Raw genomic sequence first — 22,000 nt, 5'->3', positions numbered from 1 at the left:
CCGGGTCGACGACCGGGATGCCGGTCGGCGGGGTGGGGGCGGACCACTCCGGGGGCGCCTGCGGCTCGTCGGCCGCCGGATCGCGGAACCGCTGTTGAGCCCTGAAGCCGCCCGCCGAGTGGTCACCCATCAGCCGACCCCGGCGTAGGAGTGCAGGCCGACGGTGACGAGATTGATGAAGAACAGGTTGAACACCATCGCGGTGAACCCGGCCACGTTGATCCACGCGGCCTTGCGGTCCCGCCAGCCCGCGGTCGAGCGGGCGTGCAGATAGGCGGCGTAGACCACCCACGCGATGAACGACACCGTCTCCTTGGGGTCCCAGCCCCAGTAGCGTCCCCAGGCCTCCTCGGCCCAGATGGCGCCGAAGATCACGCCGAACCCGAAGACCGGGAACGCGAAGATCGTCGTGCGGTAGGCGATGCGGTCCAGCGTCTGCGCGTCGGGCAGGCGCTGCACGACCCGCGACACCAGCCCGTCGTGGTCGGGTTGACCGAACCGCGACATCTTGACCAGGAACAGGATGCTCGCGACGCCGCCCACGAGGAACACCCCGGACCCCAGGCTGACCACCGACACGTGGATGGGCAGCCAGTAGGACTGCAGGGCGGGCATCACCGGGGCGGCGTGGGAGTAGAGCCACCGGCCCGAGACCGTCAACAGGATCAGCACCGGGACGAGGACGAACACCCACAGGCTGCGGTACTGCGGTCGGCGCAGCACCACCGCCGCGGCGACCAGACCGCAGAACGACGTCAGGTTGATGAACTCGTACATGTTGCCCCACGGCACCCGTGAGGTGGACAGGCCGCGCAGCACGATGCACGCCAGCAGCAACGCCGTGCCCACGTACACCAGCGCGATCCCCGACGAGCCGATGCGCTCGCCGAGCGGGCGCCTGGGGACGTCGGCGACGATGCCCGGTCCTGCGCTGTCGGCGCCGACGGCTCCGGCGGCGACCAGCTCGCGGTCGGCGACCTTGCGGCTGCGGCTGTAGGCCAGTTCGACGGCGAGCAGCAGCAGCGCCGCGACGAGGACCACCACCGACGAGGTGAACGCCCAGTCGGAATACCGGGCCAGACCGAGGTCGATATCGGAACCGTTCATGTGACTCTCTCTCCTGACACGGCGCCGGCTTGCGTGTCGGTGTGACCAGCGTCGGGGTGGCCGGCCAGCAGCCGCACCGTCAACCGCTCGAACTCCTCGCCCCACCCGGAGTTGTCGGTGCGGGCCAGCCCGCCCAATTCGACGCCAACGGTACCCGGATGTGCCGAAATGATCCGAATCCAGATCCGGCGGCGCCGCACGATCAACGACACCAGCAGGCCCGCCATCATGCTCATCGCGAACACCAGCACCCAGATCTGGGCCGGGTCGTGGGAGACCTGCACGTTGACGAACGGCACCGCACCGTCGAACCGGACGACGGTGCCGTCGTCGAGGCGGGTCTCACCCCCGGCGTCGAGGTTCACCCGCGCCTCCCGGGTGAGGCGGCCCTGACCGACCAGTCGCTCGTCGAGCGAGAAGATGTTCTGCGGTCGGCCGGAGTCGAGCCCGGTGTCGCCGCGGTAGATGTCGATCGCCACGCCGGGGTCGCGCATCTCGGGGAAGCTCGACGACAGCAGGCTGCCGTGCAGCAGCTGCGTCGGCGCGAACAGGCCCTGGATCGCTATCTGGTTCTCGCGGCGTTCGTCGGCGTCGGGATAGGTCCCCGCCGGCGGGTCGAACCGCATCACGCCCGACGACAGGAACGTCGTCTGGTCGTCGGGCCGCCACTGCAGCGTCTGGGTGCGGGTCTGCCCGTCGGGGAACGTCACGGTGAACGTCGGCGCGTAACCGTGGCCCTGCAGGTAGACCCGGTCACCGCCGACGCGCAGCGGTTCGTTGACCTTCAGCTCGTAGGGCCGCCACGTCCCGGACGTCAGATCCTCACCGGCCTGATAGGCGATGTCCGCCGAGAACGAGGTGGCCTGACCGTTGTCCAGGTAATCGGCCTCGAACCCGTTGACCTTCAGGCAGATCGGGTACAGCGAGGTGCCGTCGACGGTGTTGCCGGCGCGGAACGAGTCGAACGCGGCGGGCGAGGCCGAACAGAACCCGGGGCCGCCGTCGGCGATGACGATGACATTGCCCTCGTAGCCGAACAGCTTGCCCGCGGCGATCGCGACGAGCAGGCCCAGCAGCGAGAAGTGGAAGACGATGTTGCCGAACTCCCGCAGATAGCCCTTCTCGGCGGAGATCTCGGTCGTCTCGCCCTCGGTGCGGGTGGCCTTCCGCCAGCCCCTGAGCTCGTCGCTCATGGCGGCCGCGACCTGCTGCGGGTCGCCCGTGACCTCGGCGGTGTGGTGTTTGGGCAGCCGGCCCAGGTTCCGCGGGGCGGGCACCGGAACCGCCCGCAGGCTCTTCGCGTGTTCGACCAGGCGCGGTGTCAGGCAGCCGACGAGCGAGATGAACAGCAGCACGTAGATCGCGGTGAACCAGAAACTCGAGAACACGTCGAAGGCCTGGAGGCGGTCCAGCCACGGGCCGAGCGTGGGGCGGTCGGCGATGTACTCGGCGACCTTGGCCTCGTTGAGGCTGCGCTGCGGCAGCAGGGCGCCCGGGATGGCGGCCAGCGCCAGCAGGAACAGCAGCACCAGCGCGGTGCCCATCGACGTGAGCGTCCGCCAGGTGTTGCGCGCGTAGGCGAGCAGCGTCGAGACCGGGCGGGGCATCAGATCGGCAGCCTGACGTCGCTGACGAACGCATCCCGCACCCACGACACGAAGTCGTTCCACAAGCCGGTGACCAGGGCGGTGCCCACGATCAGCAGCAGCACTCCCCCGAAGACCTGGATGGTGCGGCTGTGCCGGCGCAGCCAGCCCAGCCCCTGCATCGCGCGCGCCGACCCGAAGGCCAGCAGGACGAACGGGATGCCGAGGCCCAGGCAGTAGGCGATGACCAGCGCGACACCGCGGGCCACGCTCGCCCCGTCGGTCGCCGACGCGACCGTGATGACCCCGGTCAGTGTGGGCCCGAGGCACGGCGTCCAGCCCAGCGCGAACACCGCACCCAGCAGCGGCGCGCCGGCGACGGTGGACAGCTGGCGTGGGGTGAACCGGGCCTGACGTTGCAGCGCGGGGATCAGCCCGATGAACACCAGACCCATGATGATCGTGACGACGCCGCCGATGCGTTGCAGCAGAAGCTGGTTGGTGATCAGTGTCGTCGTCATACCGAGCACCGCGACGGTCCCCAGCAGGAACACCGCGGTGAAGCCGGCGACGAACAACGCGGCGGCGCCGGCGACGCGCAGACGTCGCGTGCGCACGGCGACGGCGCCGGACGCGTCGGCCTCCGGATCGACGCCCACCACGGCGGCCAGATACGACAGGTAACCCGGCACCAGCGGCACTACGCACGGCGACGCGAACGACACCAGACCGGCCAGCACGCAGACGCCGAGCGCCAGCGCCACCGGCCCGGCGGCGGCGATCTCGGCGAACCCGGTCACGGCTGGGCCCCCTGCCCCGGGGCGGGCTCGGCGGCCAGCCGCTCGACGACCGGCTGCAGATCCTCGGCGAGCAGTTCCCGCAGGAACACCGCGGCCACGCGGTGCTCACGGTCGAGCACGACGGTCGACGGGATGACCGTGGTCGGGTACTTCCCGCCGAACGCGATCATCGTGCGCATCGGCGGGTCGTAGATCGATGGGAACGTGATCCCGCGGTCGCGGACGAAGTCGACGGCGGCGTCGCGGTTGTTGTCACGCACGTCGATGCCCAGGAACGCGACGTTCAAGTGTCGGCTGTGTTCATACACCTGCTGCAGTTCGCCGATCTCGGTGCGGCACGGCGCACACCACTGACCCCAGACGTTGATCACGACGACCTGGCCCGCGAAGTCGTCGAGCGACAGCGTCCTGGCCGGGTCGAGCAGATCCGGGCCCGACAGCGGGCCGGGTTTGCCGCGGTCGGCGGGCGGGTCGTAGAAGATGTCGGTCTTGCCGCCGGGCGCCACGAATTCGAACGTGCCGCCCTGGGCGACGGCGTCGTCACCGGTGGAGCAGCCGGCCAGCGCGACCATCGCCACGCTCGCCAGCACGATCCACCACCGCCTCACTGCCCGGACAACTCCGCGTAACCCCACCCGACGTAGGTGTCACCGTGGAAGTAGAACGAGGTGACCGAGGCGAGGTTGCACAGCCGCCGGGTCGGGAAGTGGTGCAGCGGTGCGCCGGTCATCGCCCGGCGCAGCGTCTCCACCGGCAGCTGGTGGCTGACGCACACCGCTTCGTGTCCGGCGGCCTTCTCGCGCGCCCGGTCCACCGCCGCGGTCATCCTCGCAGCGATGTCGCGGTACGGCTCACCCCACGACGGGGTGCGCGGGTTGCGCAGGTGACGCCAGTTGACCGGGTTGCGCAGGGCGCCGTCGCCGGGTGAGACCCGCTTGCCCTGGAAGACGTTGAGCGATTCGATCAGTTCGTCGTCGGTGTCGATGGACAACCCGTGCGCCGCGGCGATCGGCCCTGCGGTCTCCTGTGCGCGTTCCAGCGGGGAGGCCACCACGTAGACCACGTCGCGGTCGGCGAGCCAGGCCGCGACCGCCTCGGCCTGGGCGCGGCCGCGTTCGGACAGGTGGTAGTCCGGCAGCCGGCCGTAGAGGATGCCCTCCGGGTTGTGCACCTCGCCGTGCCGCATCACGTGCACGATCGTCTTGTCCCCGGTCATGCGGGCCTCGTCGCTTCCGCGGCGGCGCGGGCCGCGCCGGGCAGCGCGGCGGCGATTCGGTCGAACGCCTCGTCGTCGAGGGCCGCCGAGACGAACCACGCCTCGAACGCGCTGGGCGGCGGATAGACGCCGGCGTCGAGCAGGGCGTGGAAGAACGGCGGGAACCGCCACGTCTCGCTGGCCCGGGCGGTGGCGAAGTCGGTGACCTGTTCGGCGGTGAAGAACACCGACACCATGTTGCCGCCCCGCTGGACGCGGTGGGTGACGCCGGCGTCGGTGAGCGCCTCGGTGAGCAGCCCGGCCAACCGGTCGGCGTTCTTGTCGAGCGCGGCGTACACCGCGTGGTCGGCGGTGCGCAGCGTCGCCAGCCCGGCGGCCATCGCGACGGGGTTCCCCGACAGGGTTCCGGCCTGATAAACCGGGCCGAGCGGCGCGAGCCGTTCCATCACCTCGGTGCGACCCCCGAACGCCGCGGCGGGCAGGCCGCCGCTCATCACCTTGCCGAACGTGAACAGGTCCCCGTCGACCGGATCGACGCCGTACCACCCCGACCGGCTGACCCGGAAACCGGTCATGACCTCGTCGAGGATCAGCAGGGCGCCGTGGTCGGCGGTGATCCGGCGCAGCGCGGCGTTGAAGCCGGGCTCCGGCGGGACCGCGCCCATGTTGCCCGGGCTGGCCTCGGTGATGACGGCGGCGATCTGGTCGCCGGCGTCTGCGAAGACCTCCTCGACGGCGTCGACGCTGTTGTAGGGCAGCACGATGGTGTCGGCGGTGGCGGCGCCGGTGACCCCGGGCGACGACGGCAGCCCCAGCGTGGCGACACCCGATCCGGCGTCGGCGAGCAGCGCGTCGCTGTGGCCGTGGTAGCAGCCGGAGAACTTCACGATCTTGGGGCGCCCGGTGAACCCGCGGGCCAGCCGGATCGCGCTCATCGTGGCCTCGGTCCCGGAGTTGACCATCCGCAGACGCTCCACGGGCGCGACGCGGTCGATGATCTCGGAGGCGAGTTCGGTCTCCGACGGGGTGGGGGCGCCGAAGGACAGGCCGTCGGCCGCGACGCGCTGCACCGCCTCCACGACGGCCGGGTGGGCGTGACCGAGGATCATCGGCCCCCAGGAGCAGACCAGGTCGACGTAGCGGTTGCCGTCGGCGTCGGTCAGCCAGTAGCCGTTGGCCGAGGTGATGAACCGCGGTGTACCGCCGACGGCGTTGAACGCCCGGACCGGGGAGTTGACCCCGCCGGGGATGACAGCGCACGCATCGGCGAACAGCCGCGCCGACTTCTCGGTCGCGGTGTGGTCAGCACCCATGACCACCAGTGTCCCAGCCGCGCCGGACGCGTCAACTACAGGGTGTAGTGGGACCGGTCATACCGGGTTCGGACCCGACACCGGGGTGAGCGCGAACACGGGATGGTCGGCGTCGTGCGGGAGCCGGCGGAAGTACCCCTCGACGGCTCGCCCGGCCTTCTCGCGGTAGGCGGCCAGGACGACGGGGCGTTCGTCCTCGGCGATCTCCCGCGCCTCGTACGCGGTCGATCCGACCGTCACCGTCCCGGCTGCCCGGACGTTCCGGACCCACTGCGCCTCGCCGCGCGTCGAGACCACGTACCTGTGCCCGCCGACGTCGACGGGGATGACCGGGACGCTTTGGGCGCGGCCGCTGCGCCGACCGGCGACCGTCAGCGTCTGCGCGCCGCTCAGACCCGTGACCTTCACGATGCGGTTGAACACCGCCCGCGTGAACCACGACGGTTCGAGGTACGCCATAGAAAAAGTGTGGGTCCGCGGACCCGGTCAGGGCAACCGGCCCCGCCAGTAGAGCACCTCGCCGACGCCCTGGGTCATCACGGCGCCCGGCATCACCCGCAGCCGGTACGGCGTGAGCCGGAGCGCGGCGAACTCGTCGGATGTGGGCCCGCCGCTCCACTGCGGGATGACGTAGGGGTCGTATCCGACCGGGGCGGGCCCGTTGGCGAACTTGTCCCACACGGCGGTGCGGGTCTCGTCGTCGGTGTACCACTCGACGAGGCAGTCCGCGCTGCAGGTGTCCTGGCTGGGCGCCCAGTAGTTGATCGACACGTACGGATTCGCCTGCAGGTGGGCGCGTTTGACCGGGCTCGGCACGGTCGCGATCCAGCCGAACAGGTCGGTGCCGTCCCACTCCCAGATGGGGTGCAGGACGCGGGAGCGCGGGCGTCCGTTGGCGTCGACGGTGGCGACCGACGCCCACACGATCGCGTGCGCCATCTCGACGAACGCGGGCGCGGTCCTGTCCAGAGTGCTCACCCGGTTCACCCTAGGCGCGCGACTCCGAACCGGGTCAGCTGGAGTCGGAGGAGGCCTGCGCGGTCTCCGCGTCCTTCGTGTCGTCGGCGGTGTCGGCGGTGTTGCCGTCCCCGTCGGCGCTGTCCTCGCCGCCCTCGTCCTTGCCGAACTTCGGCTCGCCGTTCTCGTCGACCCAGTCGTTGACCGCGGTGCCGGCGACCGTTCCGCCGGTCCCCGGCATCACGATCGTGGGCCGTTCCTCCTCGTATTCCTTGCGCATCTCCTTGGCCGCTTCGCGGTGCTTGTCCGTGATCTCCGGTTTCTCGGTGATCTTGGCGTCGGGGTCGTCGGCCACCTTCTGGGAGGCGTTGGCCTCGGCTCCGGTCTGTTCTTCGTCTTTGTCGTCGTCGCTCATGTGCATACGACTAACCGAATGTGTGATCGACGAAACAGAACGTCGGTTACGCGTGCACAGCTCTCAGTGCGGCGGGCAGGCTCGGCAGGAAGTGCTGGGTGGCGAAGGCACGGAGATCGTCGGCGGTGTCGAGCGGCTGCATGCTGGGCAGCAACAGCACCACGGCGGCGTAGCGCAGGATGACATCGGCGAGTTCGTTCACCGCCCGCGGACCGATCCGTTCGGCGAATCCGGCCGGGAAGATCACCCGCAGCGCCTCGGCCATCCGCTCGACGGCCGCCGCCCAGTGCTGATGGGCGAGGGCCAGCACGAAGCCGGGATCCTCGGCGAGCATGCCGTTGAGGATCCGGTGTCCGCGGAATTTGAGGATCGACAGCGTGAACGCCTCGACGTGGTAGTTCGCCTGCGGCCCCGCCTTCTTGAGCTCGAGCGCGATGTCGGCGAACAGCGCGACGTTCTCCCGCTCCACCACCGCGGCCACCAGTTCGTCGCGGTTGGCGAACCGCCGGTAGATGGTGGTGCGGCTGACGCCTGCGCGCCGGGCGACGTCGTCGAGGGCGACCCGGCGGAAACCGTGCCGTTCGAACTCGACGACCGCCGCGTCGAGGATTGCTTCGGTGGCGCTATCCAGCGTGCGCATAGCCGCGTTGGGCGTACTTGTTGTAGCGGACGCTCATCGGCAGCCGGTCCCACACCCAGTTCACCGGGCGGGACCGCCAGAACGCGGCGAAGCGCTGGTAGCGCCGCTCCTGGCGCTCGCTCCAGGGCAGGCCGAGCAGGCGCCGGGCCTGGGGCGGCAGCCCGCCGGTCGTGAGGAACGCCGCGAGCGGATCGAAGCCGACCGACAGCACCCGCCACACCAGCGGATGCACACCCTTCGGGCACGGGAAGCCCTTGGTCACGTATCCCACGCCGTACTTGGCCGTCTGGTGGGCGACGACGGTCTCGTCGAGCATGCGCTCCCAGTACTTCTCGAACTCGGCGTAGGTTGCGGGCATCGGCCGGTCGCTGACGCCGTAGCGGCGGTACCACGTCTTCGACTCCAGGTAGATCTGTTCCTTCTCCGCGCGCGTCAACTTCTTGACGAAGGTGTCGGCGAAGTACAGCACCTGCTCGACGAAGGTCGCGTGGGCCCAGAAGTACGTGTCCGGATCGAGGGCGTGGTAGCGGGAGCCGTCGGGCATCTCGCCCTTGATGTCGTGGTGGAAGTCGCGGACGTTGAAGCCCTCGTTCTTGTCGTCGGAGCCGTAGACGGTCATGAAGATCGGCGGCAGCGACCGCTTGACCCGCGCCGCGGTGTCGGAGAAGAACACCGAGTGGTCCAGGACGCCCTGCCCGAGCTCGGCGAGCATGTTCTGCAGAACCGCGGGCCGGGGTCCGATCAGGTACATCCGGTTGTCGCCGAAGTACCGCCAGACCAGGGACTGCGGCCCCAGCGGCAACGCGTCGTCGAGGTCGGTGTTGTTCTGCGCCAGTTCGGTCATGAGAGACAGTGTTACAGATCTTGAACTTTGTACCAACAGGTCAGTGACGAGGCTCACTCCGCCGCAGCCGCGCCACCGCCACGACGGTGAGCACTCCCGCAAGCGTCGCCAGCAGCAGCGCCAGTACCAGCAGCGGCGCCGAGTACACCGTCACGACGGTCTCGGGCTCTCCGGGCAGGACCGGCGCCGCCGTCGCCGGCCTGCCGGCCGCCGCCCAGCTCGCGAGGCAACCGAGCGCCGCGGCCGCGGCCAGCACCAGTTCCAACAGCGCGCGCGTCCGTGCGCTCACGGCACCCGGTCCTCGACGAGCCTGACGAGCTCCTCGCGCAGGGTCGCATGCCGGCGCGCCCACGCCTGGGCCGTGCGGCCGCCGGACAGCTTGAGACCGATTCCGGTGCGTCCGCGCGGAACACCGGTCAGCTCGCCCAGCGCCCGGGCCGACTGCCACTTCTGCATCTCGGCGCCGGACGGGGGCGGGAACACGGTGACGATCTCGGACACCTTGGTGATCTCGGCGCCCTGGCGCAGGGTCTGGGGTGTCAGCTCGACGGAGGTGTGGATGCGCGCGGCCTTAATCTGGATGGCCAGGAAGCCCGACACCAGCACCAGGAACAGCCCCGGCACCAACGGCTGCAACCCGTACCCGGCGGAGATCTGGATCGCCAGCATCGCGCCGCCCGCCGCGGGACCGGCGAGCAGCCACGCCCAACTGGCGCCGGGCTCGTAGAACAGCCGCTCGGTCGACGGGCCGGTCATCGGGACCCGGCCTGCTCGTACCAGCCGGTGGCGCTGCGCCGCGTCAACATCACGGTTCCGACCGCGATCGGCACCAGCGCCAGCAGCGTCACGAGGTTCGCCACTCCGGCGCCCGCGGCCAGCATGACGAGCACGACGGCGATCGCGAGCGCCAGCGCGACCGTCGCGCGACGGAACCGCGGATCGCCGCGCCGGGCCCGGCCCGCGACGAACGCCAGTGCCGCGCCGGCGAACACCGAGCCGACGCCGACACCGCGCTGGACGGCCAGGAAGCTGCGCAACGACTCGTTGCTGACGTCGGAGTCGATCGCCGATCGCGCGGTCTCGAAGGTGACGGTGGCGGCCAGCAGTCCGCCGACGATGAGCAGGACGGCCCCGCCGACCAGTGCCCAGAACGCGATGTCGACGACGCGCGGCCGCGACGGTAGTGGCGAAGCGGTCATGGTCGGGTCAGCCTAGCCTGGTCACCGCGTGAAGAAGGCGTTGGCGTCTTTGCGGTGCAACAGGAAGATGCCGCCGGCGATGAGGACCGAACCGATGATCGCGGTGACGGCGTAGCCGAACGCCGCGACCGGCGACTCCCGCTCGACGGTGAACAGATTCGTGACGGTGTAGGCCACCGATCCGAACCCGCCCGCGGTCAGCAGCGTTCGGGTCCAGCGATAGCCCTGCCGCAACAGGATGAGGAACGTCAGCACGATCGCCGAGACGGCGACGACGATCATGACCGCCATGCCCTTGATGAACGGCGACGCGCCCGCGACGGGCGCCAGCAGGTTGTCGATCAGGTATCCGATCACCAGCAGCGGCAGCGCGGCCGTCCACAGCCAGAACCCGGTGTCGACATCGGGCGGCCTCGTGGTGGATTCGGTCATGCCAGCCAGCCGGCCGCGTCGGCCGCCCAGTAGGTCAGCACGATGTCCGCCCCGGCGCGGCGGATGCCGACCAGCGCCTCCAGCGCGGAGGCCTGCAGATCGATCCAGCCGTTCGCGGCGGCGGCGCTGATCATCGCGTACTCGCCGGAGATCTGATAGGCGGCCACCGGCACCGGCGAGATGTCGGCGCATGCGCGCACCACGTCGAGGTAGGACATGGCCGGTTTCACCATCACGATGTCGGCGCCTTCGGCGAGGTCGAGTTCGATCTCGCGCACCGCTTCGCGGGCGTTGCCGCTGTCCTGCTGATAGGTCCGCCGGTCGCCCTGCAGGCTGGAGCCGACGGCTTCGCGGAACGGACCGTAGAACGCCGAGGCGAACTTCGCCGCATACGCCAGGATCGCCACATCGGTGAAACCGGCGGCGTCCAGCCCGTCACGGATGGCGGCCACCTGACCGTCCATCATGCCGCTGGGCCCCACCACGTGGGCGCCTGACTGTGCTTGGGCCACAGCCAGTTTCACGTACTGCTGGTTGGTGGCGTCATTATCGACCCGGCCGCGGTCGTCCAGCACGCCACAGTGCCCGTGATCGGTGAACTCGTCGAGGCAGGTGTCGGCCATGATCACCGTGTCGTCGCCGAGATCCTCGGCCAGGTCCCGCAGCGCGACGTTGAGGATGCCCTCTGGGTCGATGCCGGTGGACCCACGCGGATCCTTGTCCTCGTCGCGGGGCACCCCGAACAGCATCAGCCCGCCCACCCCGGCGGTCACCGCGTCGGCCGCGGCGCGGCGCAGCGAATCGCGGGTGTGCTGCACCACGCCCGGCATCGACGAGATGGGCCGCGGTTCGTCGATACCGTCCGCGACGAACATCGGCAACACCAGATGCCTTGGCTCCAGGGAGGTTTCCGCCACCAACCGGCGCATTGCCGGCGTCGAACGCAACCTGCGCGGACGCTGACGCATGATCAGCGGCGGCGGCTCTTCTTGCGCGGTGGCGGCAGCGCACCCTCGGCACGCAGCCGGGCGGCATGCTCGGCGAGCGCCTCCACGAGCGGACCGACGGCGGCCACCTCGGGCTGCACGTCGACGCGCAGGCCGAACTCGGCCGCGGTCTCCGCGGTCTTGGGCCCGATGCAGGCGACGATCGTGCGGGCGTGCGGCTTGCCCGCGATACCGACGAGGTTGCGCACCGTCGAGCTCGAGGTGAAGCACACCGCGTCGAAACCGCCGGTCTTGATCATCTCCCGGGTCGAGGCCGGCGGCGGCGCGGCACGCACCGTCCGGTAGGCGGTGACGTCCTCGATCTCCCAGCCGCGTTCGCGCAGTCCCTCGGCCAGCGTCTCGGTGGCGATGTCGGCCCGCGGCAGCAGCACACGGTTCACCGGATCGAAGATGTCGTCGTAGGGCGGGAACTCGTCGAGCAGACCCAGCGAGGACTGTTCCCCGGTCGGGACCAGCTCGGGGTTGATCCCGAACGCGCGCACCCGTTCGGCCGTCGCCTGACCGACGCAGGCGATCTTCACACCGGAGAACGCGCGGGCGTCGAGCCCGAACTCGTTGAACTTCTCCCACACCGCGCGCACCGCGTTGGTGGAGGTGAACACGACCCACTGGAAGCGTCCGTCGACCAGACCCTTGACCGCGCGCTCCATCTGCGCGGGGCTGCGGGGCGGTTCGACGGCGATGGTCGGCACCTCGATCGGCAGCGCACCGTGGCCGACGAGCTTCTCGCTCATCTCGCCCGCCTGGTCCTTGGTCCGCGGCACCAGCACGGTCCAGCCGTACAGCGCGCGGCTCTCCCACCAGTTGAGCTTCGCCCGGTTGGCGACGGTCCGGCCGAGCGTCACGACCAGCGGTCCGGCCAGCGGCGCGGCGGGCGCACCGGTGGCGTCCGGCCCGGTCAGCACGTTCTTGTCCATCAGGCCGGACAGCGTCGACTCGACGGACCGCTGCTGGCAGGTGGTGCCGTTGGCGGTGACAACCGCCGGGGTGGTCTCGGCCAGGCCGTACTCGATCAGCGTGCGCGCGGCGTCGGGCAGATGCGAGGCGGTCGCGTGCAGGATCAGCGGACCGGGGGCCGCCGCGATCGCCGCCCAGTCCACGTCACCGCGCACGTCGGCGACGGTGTGGGTGGAGCCCAGCGGCAGCCCGGCGTACGTCGGCACCGCGGTGGTGTCGGGCAGGCCGGGCACGATCTCGAAGTTGGCGTGGCTCTTCGCCAGCGCGTTCACCTCGGCGATGACCGCGTCGACCGACAGCGGGTCACCGGCCACCAGCCGGACCACGTCCACGCCGTGTTTGGCCTCACCGGCGAGGGTCTTGGCCACCTCGGCCGGGTCGCCCAGCGCGGGCCGGATGTCCGGGCCGCCGGGGATCGTCGAACCCGCCTGCTCGTCGGCGCCGTCGGCCGGCTCGGCCGGTTCAGGGCCCGACGGCGGCGGCAGGTGCGCGCCCACCAGGGACAGCACCGCCTCCGGAACGTCGGGGTCGGTGAAGACCAGCGCGGCATTGACGAGCACACTGTGGGCCCGTGTGGTCAGCAGGCCGGGGTCGCCCGGGCCCGAGCCCACGAAGGTGATGCGGCCGGGCTTCATCTTGCGCCCACGCCCGCTCTCCTGCCGAGTCATCTGTCGCTCACTCCGCTCTACAGCTCAGTGGTGATCCGCAATGAGCTCTCGCGCACCCAGTTCGAACAGTTCCGCGGCCACCGAGACCCCGAGGTCTGCGGCCCGGCCGGGAGTTCCGATGCCAGACGCACGGATCACGTCGGATCCGTCCAGCGCCGCCACGCACCCGCGAAGCGACACCTCTTCGAAGACGCGGCCGTCCTCATCGATAGACTCGACCACCTCGGCGATCGCGCCCACCGGTGCGGAGCAACCCGCCTCCAGTTCGGCGAGCAGGACCCGTTCAGCGGTGACTGCCGCGCGCGTGTCGGTGTCGTCCAACTCCGCCAGTAGCGCGATCAGTCCGGTGTCCCCTGCGCGGCACTCGACCGCGAGGGCACCCTGAGCCGGCGCTGGCAACATCTGCACCGGCTCGAGAGTCTCGGTGACATCGCCCAGCCGTCCGATGCGGGCCAGACCCGCCCGGGCGACCACGATGCCGTCGAGCTCACCGTTGCCGACCCTGTTCAACCTGGTATCTAGGTTGCCTCTTAGGGGGCGGATTTCCAAACCGAGACCCAGTGCTCTAAGCTGCGCGGCCCGTCGCGGGCTCGACGTGCCGACCGTGGAGCCCGCGGGCAACTCCCCCAGCACCAGCCCGTCGCGGGCCACCAGGGCATCGCGGGGGTCCTCACGGCGGGGGATCGCCGGGATGGTGAACCGCTCGTCGGACGCCGTCGGCAAATCCTTGTACGAGTGCACGGCGGCGTCGACCCGGCCGTCGGCGATCGCCTCGCGCAAAGCGGCGGTGAACACCCCCACACCGATGTCGGCGATGGGTCCCTGGTTGCGGTCACCCTCGGTGGAGATGAAGACGAGTTCGGCGGGGTGCCCCCTGGCCACGAGCGCGTCGCGGATGGTGCCTGCCTGCGTCCTCGCGAGCAGGCTGGCCCGGGTGCCGATCCGGATGGGCGTGTCGGCGTTGTTCAACCGTTACTCGGACTTGTCGAGATCAATGGGCAGCAAAGGCAATTCGCCGGCGGCCACCGCGTCGACCGCCTGCTGGTCGAGTTCGAAGAGCTCGCGCAGAGCTTCGGCGTAGCTGTCACCGCCGGGCGCGCTCGCCAGCTGTTTGACGCGCACGGTCGGGGCGTGCAGCAGCTTGTCGACGACCCGGCGGACCGTCTTGGCAACCTCGTCGCGGTGGGCGGCGTCGAGCCCCGGCAACCTGTTGTCCAGGCGCAGCAACTCGGCCTCGACCACGTCCGCGGCCCGCTGCCGCAACGCGGTGACGGTGGGGGTGACCTCGGCCATCCGCTGGCCGGCGAGGTAGTTCGCGACCTCGGCGGCCACGATCGTGCGGGCGGCGTCGGCGTCGGCGGCCGCCGCGCGCGCCGAGGGCTCGCGCTGGATGCGCTCCATGTCGATGACGTTGACGCCGGGCAGCCCGGCGATGGCCGGTTCGACGTCGCGGGGCATGCCCAGGTCGCAGATCACCAGCTGGCGGTGCTCCGGACGGCCGGTCAGCCCGCGGTGGGCGTCGGCCAGCGACACCACCGGCCGGACCGCACCGGTGGAGGAGACCACCACGTCGGCGTCGGCCAGCGCACGGGCGATGTCGTCGAGGGTGTGCGCGTCGGCGGTGACGCCCTGATCGAGCAGGTTCTGCGCCAGGCGGCGGGCGCGCGGCAGCGACCGGTTCACCACGTGCACCCGTTCGATGCCTGCGCGGACCAGATGCTTGGCCGACAGCGCGCCCATGGACCCGGCGCCGATGACCACGGCGGTGCGGCCGGCCAGCGAGCCGAGCTTGCCCTCGGCGATGTCGAGCGCCACCGAGACGACCGAGGCGCCCGCGGCGTCGATCCCGGTCTCCGAGTGCACGCGCTTGCCGACCGACAGCGCGCGCTGCGACAGCTCGTGCAGTGTGCGGCCGACGGTGTGGTTGGCCTCGGCGGAGGTGTACGCGCGACGGACCTGGCCCAGCACCTGCTGCTCACCGATGACCGCGGAGTCCAGTCCGCTCGCGACGGCGAACAGATGCTCGACGGCGGCCTCGGCGTAACGCACGTAGGCGTACTTGGTCAGATCGTTGAGCGACATGCCGCAGTGTTCGGCGAGGACCTGCCCGATGACCGACAGCCCGCCGTGGAACGCGTCGACCACGGCGTAGACCTCGACGCGGTTGCAGGTGGACAGCACCATCGCCTCGGTCACCAGCGACGACTGCAACACCTGGTCGACGATCTTGGCCTGGTCGGACTCCTCGGTGCTCAACTGCTCGAGGACCGACACCGGGGCACTGCGGTGCGAAACCCCGAACAACAGCACGCTCATGGCTTCATCACCACGTCATCCACGGTAATCGTTCACAAGCGTGCCGACCAAATTTCACCTAGTCATCTTTGTCACCACGAGCCCGGTTTGTCACTGCAGATCCGCGCGCAGCCGCGGTTCGTCGACCTCCCAGTAGCTGTGTTCGGCGCCGTCGAGCAGCACCACCGGCAGCCGGTCGCCGTACTCCGCGCGCAACGCGGTGTTCCCCGAGGCCGCCGCCGCGTCCACGTCGGTGACGGTCAGCCGGAAGCCGAGTTCGCCGGACAGGTGCGCCAGCCGGGCGGCCGCCTGTTCGCACACGCTGCATCCGTCGCGCGTCAGCAACTCGACCGCGTGCTGCGTCCCGTCGTAGTCCACCACCCCAGTATCCGGTGCCGGTGTCCTAGGGTTGAGCCGTGTCCGAAACCGGGGGTACGCACGCCGCGCGGCAACAGATCGCCGGGGACGCCAGCGCCGAGGCCGCGGTCACGGATCTGGCGACCGAATCCGTCCCGGCGCCACCCGCGCCGCCGCCGGACCTGACCGCCGCGGCGTTCTTCGACGTGGACAACACCCTCGTGCACGGTTCGTCGCTGGTGCACTTCGCGCGCGGCCTGGCCGCCCGGAAGTACTTCACCTACGGCGACGTGCTGGGCTTCGTGTACGCGCAGGCCAAGTTCCAGCTGACCGGTCGGGAGAACAGCGACGACGTGGCGGCCGGGCGGACCAAGGCCCTGTCGTTCATCGAGGGCCGTTCGACCGCCGAACTCGTCGCCCTCGGCGAGGACATCTACGACGAGATCATCGCCTCCAAGATCTGGCCGGGCACCCGTGCGCTGGCGCAGATGCACCTCGACGCCGGCCAGCAGGTCTGGCTGGTGACTGCGACGCCCTATGAGCTCGCCGCGACCATCGCCCGCAGGCTGGGCCTGACCGGCGCGCTGGGCACGGTCGCCGAATCGGTGGACGGGGTGTTCACCGGCCGGCTGGTCGGCGACATCCTGCACGGCACCGGCAAGGCGCACGCCGTCCGTTCGCTGGCCATCCGGGAAGGGCTCAACCTGCGCCGCTGCACGGCCTACTCGGACAGCTACAACGACGTGCCGATGCTGTCGCTGGTCGGCACGGCGGTGGCGATCAACCCGGACGCCGCGCTGCGCAGCCTCGCCCGCGAGCGGGGCTGGGAGATCCGCGACTTCCGCACCGCCCGCAAAGCGGCGCGCATCGGGGTGCCGTCGGCGGTGGCCCTGGGCGCGCTGGGCGGTGCGCTGGCGGCCGTGGTGTCGCGCCGCCAGGACGGCCGTACCGGGTGGCGCTGATAGGCTCGCGCCGCCAAGCACGTCGACGCGGGGAGTACGCGAAGCCATGGCCATCGCTGAAGAGATCATCGGCACCCACTACCGGTATCCGGACTATTTCGAGGTGGACCGGGAGAAGATCCGGGAGTTCGCCCGCGCCGTCAAGGACGAGCATCCGGCGCACCACGACGAAGCGGCCGCCAAGGAGTCCGGTTACGACGCGCTGATCGCATCGCTGACGTTCCTCGCGGTGGCGGGACGCAAGGTGCAGGCCGAGATCTTCAACCAGTTCGACGTGCCGATCAACATGGAGCGCGTGCTGCACCGCGACCAGAAGATCACCTTCCACCGGCCGATCCTGGCCGGCGACAAACTGTTCTTCGACTCCTACCTGGACTCGGTCATCGAGGCGCACGGCACCGTCGTGACCGAGGTGCGCGGTGAGGTCAGCGACGAGGCCGGCGAACCCGTGCTGACCAGCGTCGTGACCGTGATCGGCGAGGCCGCCCACGACAGCGAGGCCGACGAGATCAGCGCCACCATCAAGGCACGCCGCGACGCCGCGATCGCGAAAATGGTGTCCGGACAGAACGCCAAGTGAGCACGGCCCCGCGGGCTCAGCCGAAGAACGTGTTCCGTCGGCCGGCCAGCAGCTGGTAGAGCGTCTGCTGAATGGTCTCGCGGACCTGGTCGGTCACGTCGAACGTCACCATCGGATCGTCGGCGGCGGACTCGTCGTAGCCCTCGGTGGAGATCGGCTCACCGAACTGGATGTGCCACTTCGACGGCAGCGGCACCAGACCGAGCGGACCGGCCACCGGGAACAGCGGGGTCACCGGGAAGTACGGCAGGCCGAGCAGCCGCGCCAGCAACTTGACGTCGGCCATCATCGGGTAGATCTCCTCGGACCCGACGATCGAGCACGGCACGATCGGGGCCTTGGTGCGCAGCGCCGCCGAGACGAAGCCGCCCCGGCCGAACCGCTGCAGCTTGTAGCGGTCCTTGAACTGTTTGCCCAGCCCCTTGTAGCCCTCGGGGAACACCGCGGTCAGCTCACCTGCCGCCAGTAGCCGGTGCGCGTCAGAGGTGCACGCCATCGTGTGGCCGGCCTTGCGCGCGGCCTGCCCGACCATCGGCAGGTCGAACACCAGATCGGCGGCCAGCAGCCGCAGGTCGCGGTGCGCGGGATGCCTGTCCTTCACCGCGACCGATGTCATCAACCCGTCGAACGGCAGCACCCCGGCGTGGTTGGCGACGACGAGCGCGGCGCCCTCGGCGGGCAGGTTCTCGACACCGCTGACCTCGACGCGGAACCACGAGTTGAACAGCACCCGCAGGATCGGCAGGAACACGGTGCTGTTGAGGTGGGAATCGAAGCCGAACTCGTCGACGGTGTAGTCGCCGGACATCCGCTTGCGGACGAAATCGGCGAGCGCCGCGATGCGTTTGGCGAGTTCGGTGGGGGTCTCCTCCACCGCGGCCCCGCCTGCGCCGCCGGTGCGGTGCTGGTCGATCTCGCGCACCACCGCGGCGATCTGCTCGGCCGAGGCCCGGCTACCGGGGTCGGTGAGAAGAGAGGGATGACGACGGGCGCTGTCCGCACGCTGGGCGGCCCGTCTCGCCGCGTTCCGCCCTGAATTCCCGTGCAGCGGAATGACTTTGGCTTTCGACTCGCCTGACACGTACTCTTCACCCCACCGATCCGTCAGTGTTCTCTAACGTCCCCACCGCTGCGCCACCGCCACGGCTCGGCCTTCCATCGACCGTACCCATCGTGGATCGACGATGGGCGTCAATCCGCGACCACGTACGTAGTCATCGAATGCCTCCGCCGTGGTCCACTTCGGGTGGTATCCGAGGACGTCACGCATCCGCGTGGTGTCCATGACCCGGCCGTAGCTCAGATAGTTCAGCTGTTCCCGATCGAGCTCAGTGTATCGGGTTGCCCGCCGCAATGAGTCGACGAGCGACAGAGCCGACCGCGGCACCGGCAGCGCGACGCGCCCCGAGCGCCGAATCGCCTGGCTCATCATGATGATTCCGGATGCGCCGACGTTGAACGTGCCGGATCTCCCCGCGATCGTGGCGCGCTCCAGCGCACCGAGCGCGTCCTGTTCGTGCAGCAGCTGCAGGCGTGGATCCTGTCCGAGCACCGTGGGGACCACCGGTCCGGCCAGGTACCGCGACAGCGCGGTGTCCATCGCAGGACCGATCATGTTGGCCAGCCGCAGGATGGTCACCCCGATGTCGGGGCGGCGCCTGCCGAGACCGCGCGCGTAGCCCTCGATGTCGATGCTGTCGCGGGCGAAACCCTCGCCTGGTGGCCGGCGGGCATCGCTGTTCTCGGTGAACATCACCGGATCACGCGGGCTCGAGCCGTACACCTCGGAGGTGGACTTGAGGATGACCCGGCGCACCGAGGGAGCCTTCTGGCACGCCGCGAAGAGCTGGATCGCCCCCATCACGTTGAGCTCTTTCAACGCGGCCCGGCCGCCTGCTCGCGGCGCGTACGACGCGGCAGCGGCGTGGACCACCGTGTCCACGTCGCCGTTGCGAATCACCTTGGCGATGAACGGGTTACGGATGTCCGCGCGGACGAATTCGGCACGGCCCATCCGCCGCAGGAGGTCCTTGCTCGGTGCGACCGCGTCGACCGCGATCACATGGTTGATCAAGGGGTTCTGCGCCAGCCGCGCGATGAGATAACCGCCGAGGAACCGGCACGCCCCGGTGACCAGGACCACCTTCGGGTACGAGCCGACGTCGCCCGAGGTGCTCGAATCCACCACGTCAGCCTAACGGCTGCGGCTGAGAGCCACCTGGGCGACGGCCGAGAGGTTACTTACCGAGTTTTCTGCGCTGCACCCGTGTCCGGCGAAGCAGCTTGCGGTGCTTCTTCTTCGACATGCGCTTACGCCGCTTCTTGATGACTGAACCCATGAACTCCGCTACCTAGATTTCCTCGGTCCGACCCGGGGCCCGACCCGAGGATCGGCCCGACGTCCGGATTGACGTCCAACCCGGACACCTTACCCAAGGGGCGCAGGTGAACGAAAACGTCGGTACCGGCCGGCCCGCTCCGCCGGCGTCTCAGCCCGCGTCGAAGTACGAACTCTCCAACATGTCGTGGACGGCTTTGGCGTGCACCCGGAACGACCGGCCGACCCGCACCGCGGGCAGCTCACCGTTGTGCACGAGGCGATACACCGTCATCTTGCTGACCCTCATCAGGCTCGCCACCTCGGCGACCGTGAGGAATTGAGCCCGTGGCTGTTGGCCGTCGGCACCGGAGCCGGCACCGTCCCGCTTACCGCCAGCCGAATCACGTGCCGATGGCCCGTTCATAGACGTCATCGCAACCCAATCCATCAGGCGCGGGCAGTTCCAGCGGCTTCCCCACCGCTGGCACCGACCCGTGCATACACGAGGAGAATAGCGTGGCGTGTGGGGTTACTGCGACGGGTGTGGGCTAATCCGTCGGAAATCGGTGAACTACTCTGATGTAATTCCTAGCTGCTCAGAGCGTGTTTTCGCGGCTTCCACCGCATTGGCCACCGCTGCCCGCAAACCACCGCGTTCGAGTTCTCGCAGTCCAGCGGCGGTGGTACCGGCCGGTGAGGTAACCGTAGCGCGAAGCTGCGCCGCCGTGGTGTCCATGGCCGTTCCCATGGCCGCATCGCCCACCGGCTGGGCCTCGTCGAGACGCTCGAGCAACATCGCGGCCGAACCGGCCATCGTCTGCACGACCAGATCGGTGGCCACCGTCCGCGACAGCCCGCTCGCCACCGCGGCGTCGACCAACGCCTCGACCATCAGGAAGAAGTAGGCGGGCCCGGAGCCCGACACCGCGGTCACCGCGTCCAGTTGCGACTCCGGCACCGTCAGCACCCCGCCGACCGAGTCGAAGATCGCGGAGACCTCACGCAGGTGCTCGGCGGTCGCGAACCGGCCGGCCGCCAGCGCGCTGACTCCCCCGCCGACCACCACCGGCGCGTTGGGCATCGCGCGGATCACCGGTGCGCCCGCGGGCAGCTTGTTCTCGTAATAGGCGGTCGGCACACCGGCCGCGACGGTGACGAAGACCTGCTCGGCGGTGTCGGTCTCGGCGTTGGCGGCGGCTTCGGCGATGTCGTCGATGACGTGCTCGACGTCGGCCGGCTTCACCGCGACGATGACGTAGTTGGCGTTGTCGGTGGCCTCGACCACGGAGGTGACCAGCACCGAGTGCTTGTCGGCGAGGAACTTTGCGCGGTCCGGATGCTTCTCCGCGACCACCAGATCCTTGACCTGCCTGCCCGCCCGGAGCAGCCCGGACAGCAGCGCCTCACCCATACTTCCGCCACCGATGATCGCGATTCTGGCCATGGGCCAAAGCATTGCACGTCCGGCGGGGCCGTCCTCATCCGGCGCGCGTCACTGCGCGGCGGGCACCATCGCCAACTGCCGCGTCTGCACGACGATCCGGCCCTCGCAGTCGACGACGACGTGGTCCTCGTCGAACCACTCCTGACCGATCTGCGTCGTCGTGCAGATGACCCGCAGCCACCCGTCGGCCGGGCGGGCCCTCAGATAGCCCGTCAGCTGTACGGTGGGCGCCCAGCCGAACCGGTTGACCCCGAACGTCACCGGGGCCGACACATCGCCGCACAGCAGCGCGAACAGGACGTCCGGCGCGGCGTCGCGTGGCCGCACCCAGTACTCGATCACCGGTGGCCCGCCGTCCGAGCGCGGCTCCATCGTCGTCAGCGAGGGCCGGATGTCGCAGCCGTGCGCGAGGTGCACGATGTCGGCCATCCGGTGGCCCGGCCCGATCGGCGCCAGCCCGGGCGGCGGCTCCGGTGTCATCAGCGGCACGACGGGGTTGACCGACAGCAGGGGCGGGACGTCGTGTTCGGGTTCGCCGAGGGTGATCGCGGCCCGCACGGCGGTTCTGTCCCCCTGGTTCAACTCGACGTCGATCAGGCTCACCCGACGGCCGCGCTTACGCACCGTCGTGACGGCGTGCATCTCCCCCGGATCGGGCGCCCACAGGAAGTTGGCGGACACCGCGATCGGCTCCACGCCGCTGTGATATCCCGGGTCGCTCCGCTCGTGCCCTCCGACGCCGTGCTCGGTGCGGGCGGCGTTCGCACACAACGCCAGCATCGCGCCACCGTGCACCTTCGGCCCGATCGTCCAGTGTTCGTTGAGCTCACCGCTGTACACGCCGTCGCCCAGCGCCGTGAGCGCCATCGCATCGGTGAACAGGGTCGAACCGGACATGTGC

General features: G+C 70.0%; 28 protein-coding genes. 2 read left to right on the top strand and 26 right to left on the bottom strand.

The features are described from left to right. Nucleotides 1-129: 129 nt before the first annotated feature. From ccsB to AU196_RS08510, 20 genes are all read right to left on the bottom strand, one after another. Complete coding sequence (gene ccsB, locus AU196_RS08605; RefSeq protein ID WP_059094687.1) at nt 130-1,107, bottom strand: c-type cytochrome biogenesis protein CcsB; 978 nt, start codon at nt 1,105-1,107, stop codon at nt 130-132. Next, complete coding sequence (gene resB / locus AU196_RS08600; RefSeq protein WP_059094686.1) at nt 1,104-2,714, bottom strand: cytochrome c biogenesis protein ResB; 1,611 nt, start codon at nt 2,712-2,714, stop codon at nt 1,104-1,106. Before resB ends, ccsB begins: the two co-directional genes overlap by 4 nt. Continuing rightward, nucleotides 2,714-3,493 (bottom strand): cytochrome c biogenesis CcdA family protein, encoded by a 780-nt coding sequence (locus AU196_RS08595; RefSeq protein WP_059094685.1) that lies wholly within the window; start codon nt 3,491-3,493, stop codon nt 2,714-2,716. The genes resB and AU196_RS08595 overlap by 1 nt, the downstream gene beginning before the upstream one ends. Continuing rightward, complete coding sequence (locus tag AU196_RS08590; protein ID WP_157546168.1) at nt 3,490-4,065, bottom strand: TlpA disulfide reductase family protein; 576 nt, start codon at nt 4,063-4,065, stop codon at nt 3,490-3,492. The genes AU196_RS08595 and AU196_RS08590 overlap by 4 nt, the downstream gene beginning before the upstream one ends. 32 nt (nt 4,066-4,097) lie before the next feature. After that, nucleotides 4,098-4,709 (bottom strand): histidine phosphatase family protein, encoded by a 612-nt coding sequence (locus AU196_RS08585; protein ID WP_059094683.1) that lies wholly within the window; start codon nt 4,707-4,709, stop codon nt 4,098-4,100. Then, nucleotides 4,706-6,022, bottom strand: coding sequence for a glutamate-1-semialdehyde 2,1-aminomutase (gene hemL, locus AU196_RS08580; protein ID WP_059094698.1), 1,317 nt, complete (start codon nt 6,020-6,022; stop codon nt 4,706-4,708). Before hemL ends, AU196_RS08585 begins: the two co-directional genes overlap by 4 nt. 57 nt (nt 6,023-6,079) lie before the next feature. Further along, nucleotides 6,080-6,481, bottom strand: a complete 402-nt coding sequence (locus tag AU196_RS08575) for a nitroreductase/quinone reductase family protein (protein ID WP_059094682.1) — start codon at nt 6,479-6,481, stop codon at nt 6,080-6,082. 27 nt (nt 6,482-6,508) lie between these two features. Beyond that, nucleotides 6,509-7,000, bottom strand: a complete 492-nt coding sequence (locus AU196_RS08570; protein WP_059094697.1) for a pyridoxamine 5'-phosphate oxidase family protein — start codon at nt 6,998-7,000, stop codon at nt 6,509-6,511. A gap of 34 nt (nt 7,001-7,034) precedes the next feature. Beyond that, nucleotides 7,035-7,394, bottom strand: coding sequence for a hypothetical protein (locus AU196_RS08565; RefSeq protein ID WP_059094696.1), 360 nt, complete (start codon nt 7,392-7,394; stop codon nt 7,035-7,037). A 46-nt stretch (nt 7,395-7,440) separates the two neighbouring features. Then, nucleotides 7,441-8,034, bottom strand: coding sequence for a TetR/AcrR family transcriptional regulator (locus AU196_RS08560; protein ID WP_059094681.1), 594 nt, complete (start codon nt 8,032-8,034; stop codon nt 7,441-7,443). Beyond that, nucleotides 8,018-8,878, bottom strand: coding sequence for an oxygenase MpaB family protein (locus AU196_RS08555; RefSeq protein WP_059094680.1), 861 nt, complete (start codon nt 8,876-8,878; stop codon nt 8,018-8,020). Before AU196_RS08555 ends, AU196_RS08560 begins: the two co-directional genes overlap by 17 nt. Before the next feature lie 40 nt (nt 8,879-8,918). Then, nucleotides 8,919-9,167 carry a hypothetical protein gene (locus tag AU196_RS08550; RefSeq protein WP_059094679.1) on the bottom strand — a complete coding sequence of 83 codons (249 nt, stop codon included), beginning with the start codon at nt 9,165-9,167 and terminating at the stop codon, nt 8,919-8,921. Then, on the bottom strand, nt 9,164-9,634 hold the full coding sequence (mce1N, locus tag AU196_RS08545) for a transport-regulating membrane protein Mce1N (protein WP_059094678.1): 471 nt from the start codon (nt 9,632-9,634) through the stop codon (nt 9,164-9,166). Before mce1N ends, AU196_RS08550 begins: the two co-directional genes overlap by 4 nt. Further along, nucleotides 9,631-10,077 carry a hypothetical protein gene (locus tag AU196_RS08540; RefSeq protein ID WP_059094677.1) on the bottom strand — a complete coding sequence of 149 codons (447 nt, stop codon included), beginning with the start codon at nt 10,075-10,077 and terminating at the stop codon, nt 9,631-9,633. The genes mce1N and AU196_RS08540 overlap by 4 nt, the downstream gene beginning before the upstream one ends. Before the next feature lie 21 nt (nt 10,078-10,098). After that, nucleotides 10,099-10,509: a hypothetical protein gene (locus AU196_RS08535; protein ID WP_059094676.1), complete on the bottom strand. Its 411-nt coding sequence runs from the start codon at nt 10,507-10,509 to the stop codon at nt 10,099-10,101. Beyond that, complete coding sequence (gene hemB, locus AU196_RS08530) at nt 10,506-11,477, bottom strand: porphobilinogen synthase (protein ID WP_059094675.1); 972 nt, start codon at nt 11,475-11,477, stop codon at nt 10,506-10,508. The genes AU196_RS08535 and hemB overlap by 4 nt, the downstream gene beginning before the upstream one ends. 2 nt (nt 11,478-11,479) lie before the next feature. Beyond that, the gene (locus AU196_RS08525; RefSeq protein WP_059094674.1) at nt 11,480-13,141 is read right to left on the bottom strand and encodes a bifunctional uroporphyrinogen-III C-methyltransferase/uroporphyrinogen-III synthase; all 1,662 of its coding nucleotides are present in this window, start codon (nt 13,139-13,141) and stop codon (nt 11,480-11,482) included. A 24-nt stretch (nt 13,142-13,165) separates the two neighbouring features. Next, nucleotides 13,166-14,089: a hydroxymethylbilane synthase gene (hemC, locus tag AU196_RS08520; RefSeq protein WP_197415733.1), complete on the bottom strand. Its 924-nt coding sequence runs from the start codon at nt 14,087-14,089 to the stop codon at nt 13,166-13,168. A 24-nt stretch (nt 14,090-14,113) separates the two neighbouring features. Further along, on the bottom strand, nt 14,114-15,457 hold the full coding sequence (locus tag AU196_RS08515; RefSeq protein WP_059094672.1) for a glutamyl-tRNA reductase: 1,344 nt from the start codon (nt 15,455-15,457) through the stop codon (nt 14,114-14,116). Nucleotides 15,458-15,547: 90 nt separating this feature from the next. Then, nucleotides 15,548-15,814: a glutaredoxin family protein gene (locus tag AU196_RS08510; protein ID WP_059094695.1), complete on the bottom strand. Its 267-nt coding sequence runs from the start codon at nt 15,812-15,814 to the stop codon at nt 15,548-15,550. Between the two features lie 38 nt (nt 15,815-15,852). Here AU196_RS08510 and AU196_RS08505 point away from each other — a divergent pair, with 38 nt between their 5' ends. Beyond that, on the top strand, nt 15,853-16,755 hold the full coding sequence (locus AU196_RS08505; protein ID WP_059094671.1) for an HAD family hydrolase: 903 nt from the start codon (nt 15,853-15,855) through the stop codon (nt 16,753-16,755). 46 nt (nt 16,756-16,801) lie between these two features. Further along, nucleotides 16,802-17,335, top strand: coding sequence for an FAS1-like dehydratase domain-containing protein (locus tag AU196_RS08500; protein WP_059094670.1), 534 nt, complete (start codon nt 16,802-16,804; stop codon nt 17,333-17,335). 16 nt (nt 17,336-17,351) lie between these two features. On the opposite strand, the gene AU196_RS08495 is transcribed toward AU196_RS08500, so the two are convergent. The 6 genes from AU196_RS08495 to AU196_RS08475 all read right to left on the bottom strand — a co-directional run bounded on the left by AU196_RS08495 (nt 17,352) and on the right by AU196_RS08475 (nt 21,996). Next, nucleotides 17,352-18,416, bottom strand: a complete 1,065-nt coding sequence (locus tag AU196_RS08495; protein ID WP_059094669.1) for a lysophospholipid acyltransferase family protein — start codon at nt 18,414-18,416, stop codon at nt 17,352-17,354. Between the two features lie 33 nt (nt 18,417-18,449). Next, entirely contained in the window at nt 18,450-19,523 is a 1,074-nt protein-coding gene (locus AU196_RS08490) for an SDR family oxidoreductase (protein ID WP_059094668.1), read from the bottom strand. Nucleotides 19,524-19,572: 49 nt separating this feature from the next. Beyond that, on the bottom strand, nt 19,573-19,674 hold the full coding sequence (locus tag AU196_RS25060; protein ID WP_003402602.1) for a 30S ribosomal protein bS22: 102 nt from the start codon (nt 19,672-19,674) through the stop codon (nt 19,573-19,575). A 150-nt stretch (nt 19,675-19,824) separates the two neighbouring features. Further along, on the bottom strand, nt 19,825-20,088 hold the full coding sequence (locus tag AU196_RS08485; protein WP_059094667.1) for a helix-turn-helix domain-containing protein: 264 nt from the start codon (nt 20,086-20,088) through the stop codon (nt 19,825-19,827). A 138-nt stretch (nt 20,089-20,226) separates the two neighbouring features. Then, a complete protein-coding gene (gene proC, locus AU196_RS08480; protein ID WP_157546159.1) occupies nt 20,227-21,099 on the bottom strand; it encodes a pyrroline-5-carboxylate reductase in 873 nt (290 codons plus the stop codon). Nucleotides 21,100-21,147: 48 nt separating this feature from the next. Beyond that, on the bottom strand, nt 21,148-21,996 hold the full coding sequence (locus AU196_RS08475; RefSeq protein WP_059094665.1) for a thioesterase family protein: 849 nt from the start codon (nt 21,994-21,996) through the stop codon (nt 21,148-21,150). Nucleotides 21,997-22,000 lie beyond the last annotated feature (4 nt).

Source organism: Mycobacterium sp. IS-1742 (genome assembly GCF_001500125.1).
In the GTDB taxonomy this organism is placed as follows: Bacteria; Actinomycetota; Actinomycetes; order Mycobacteriales; family Mycobacteriaceae; genus Mycobacterium.
This window is presented reverse-complemented; position numbering and strand designations above follow the sequence as displayed.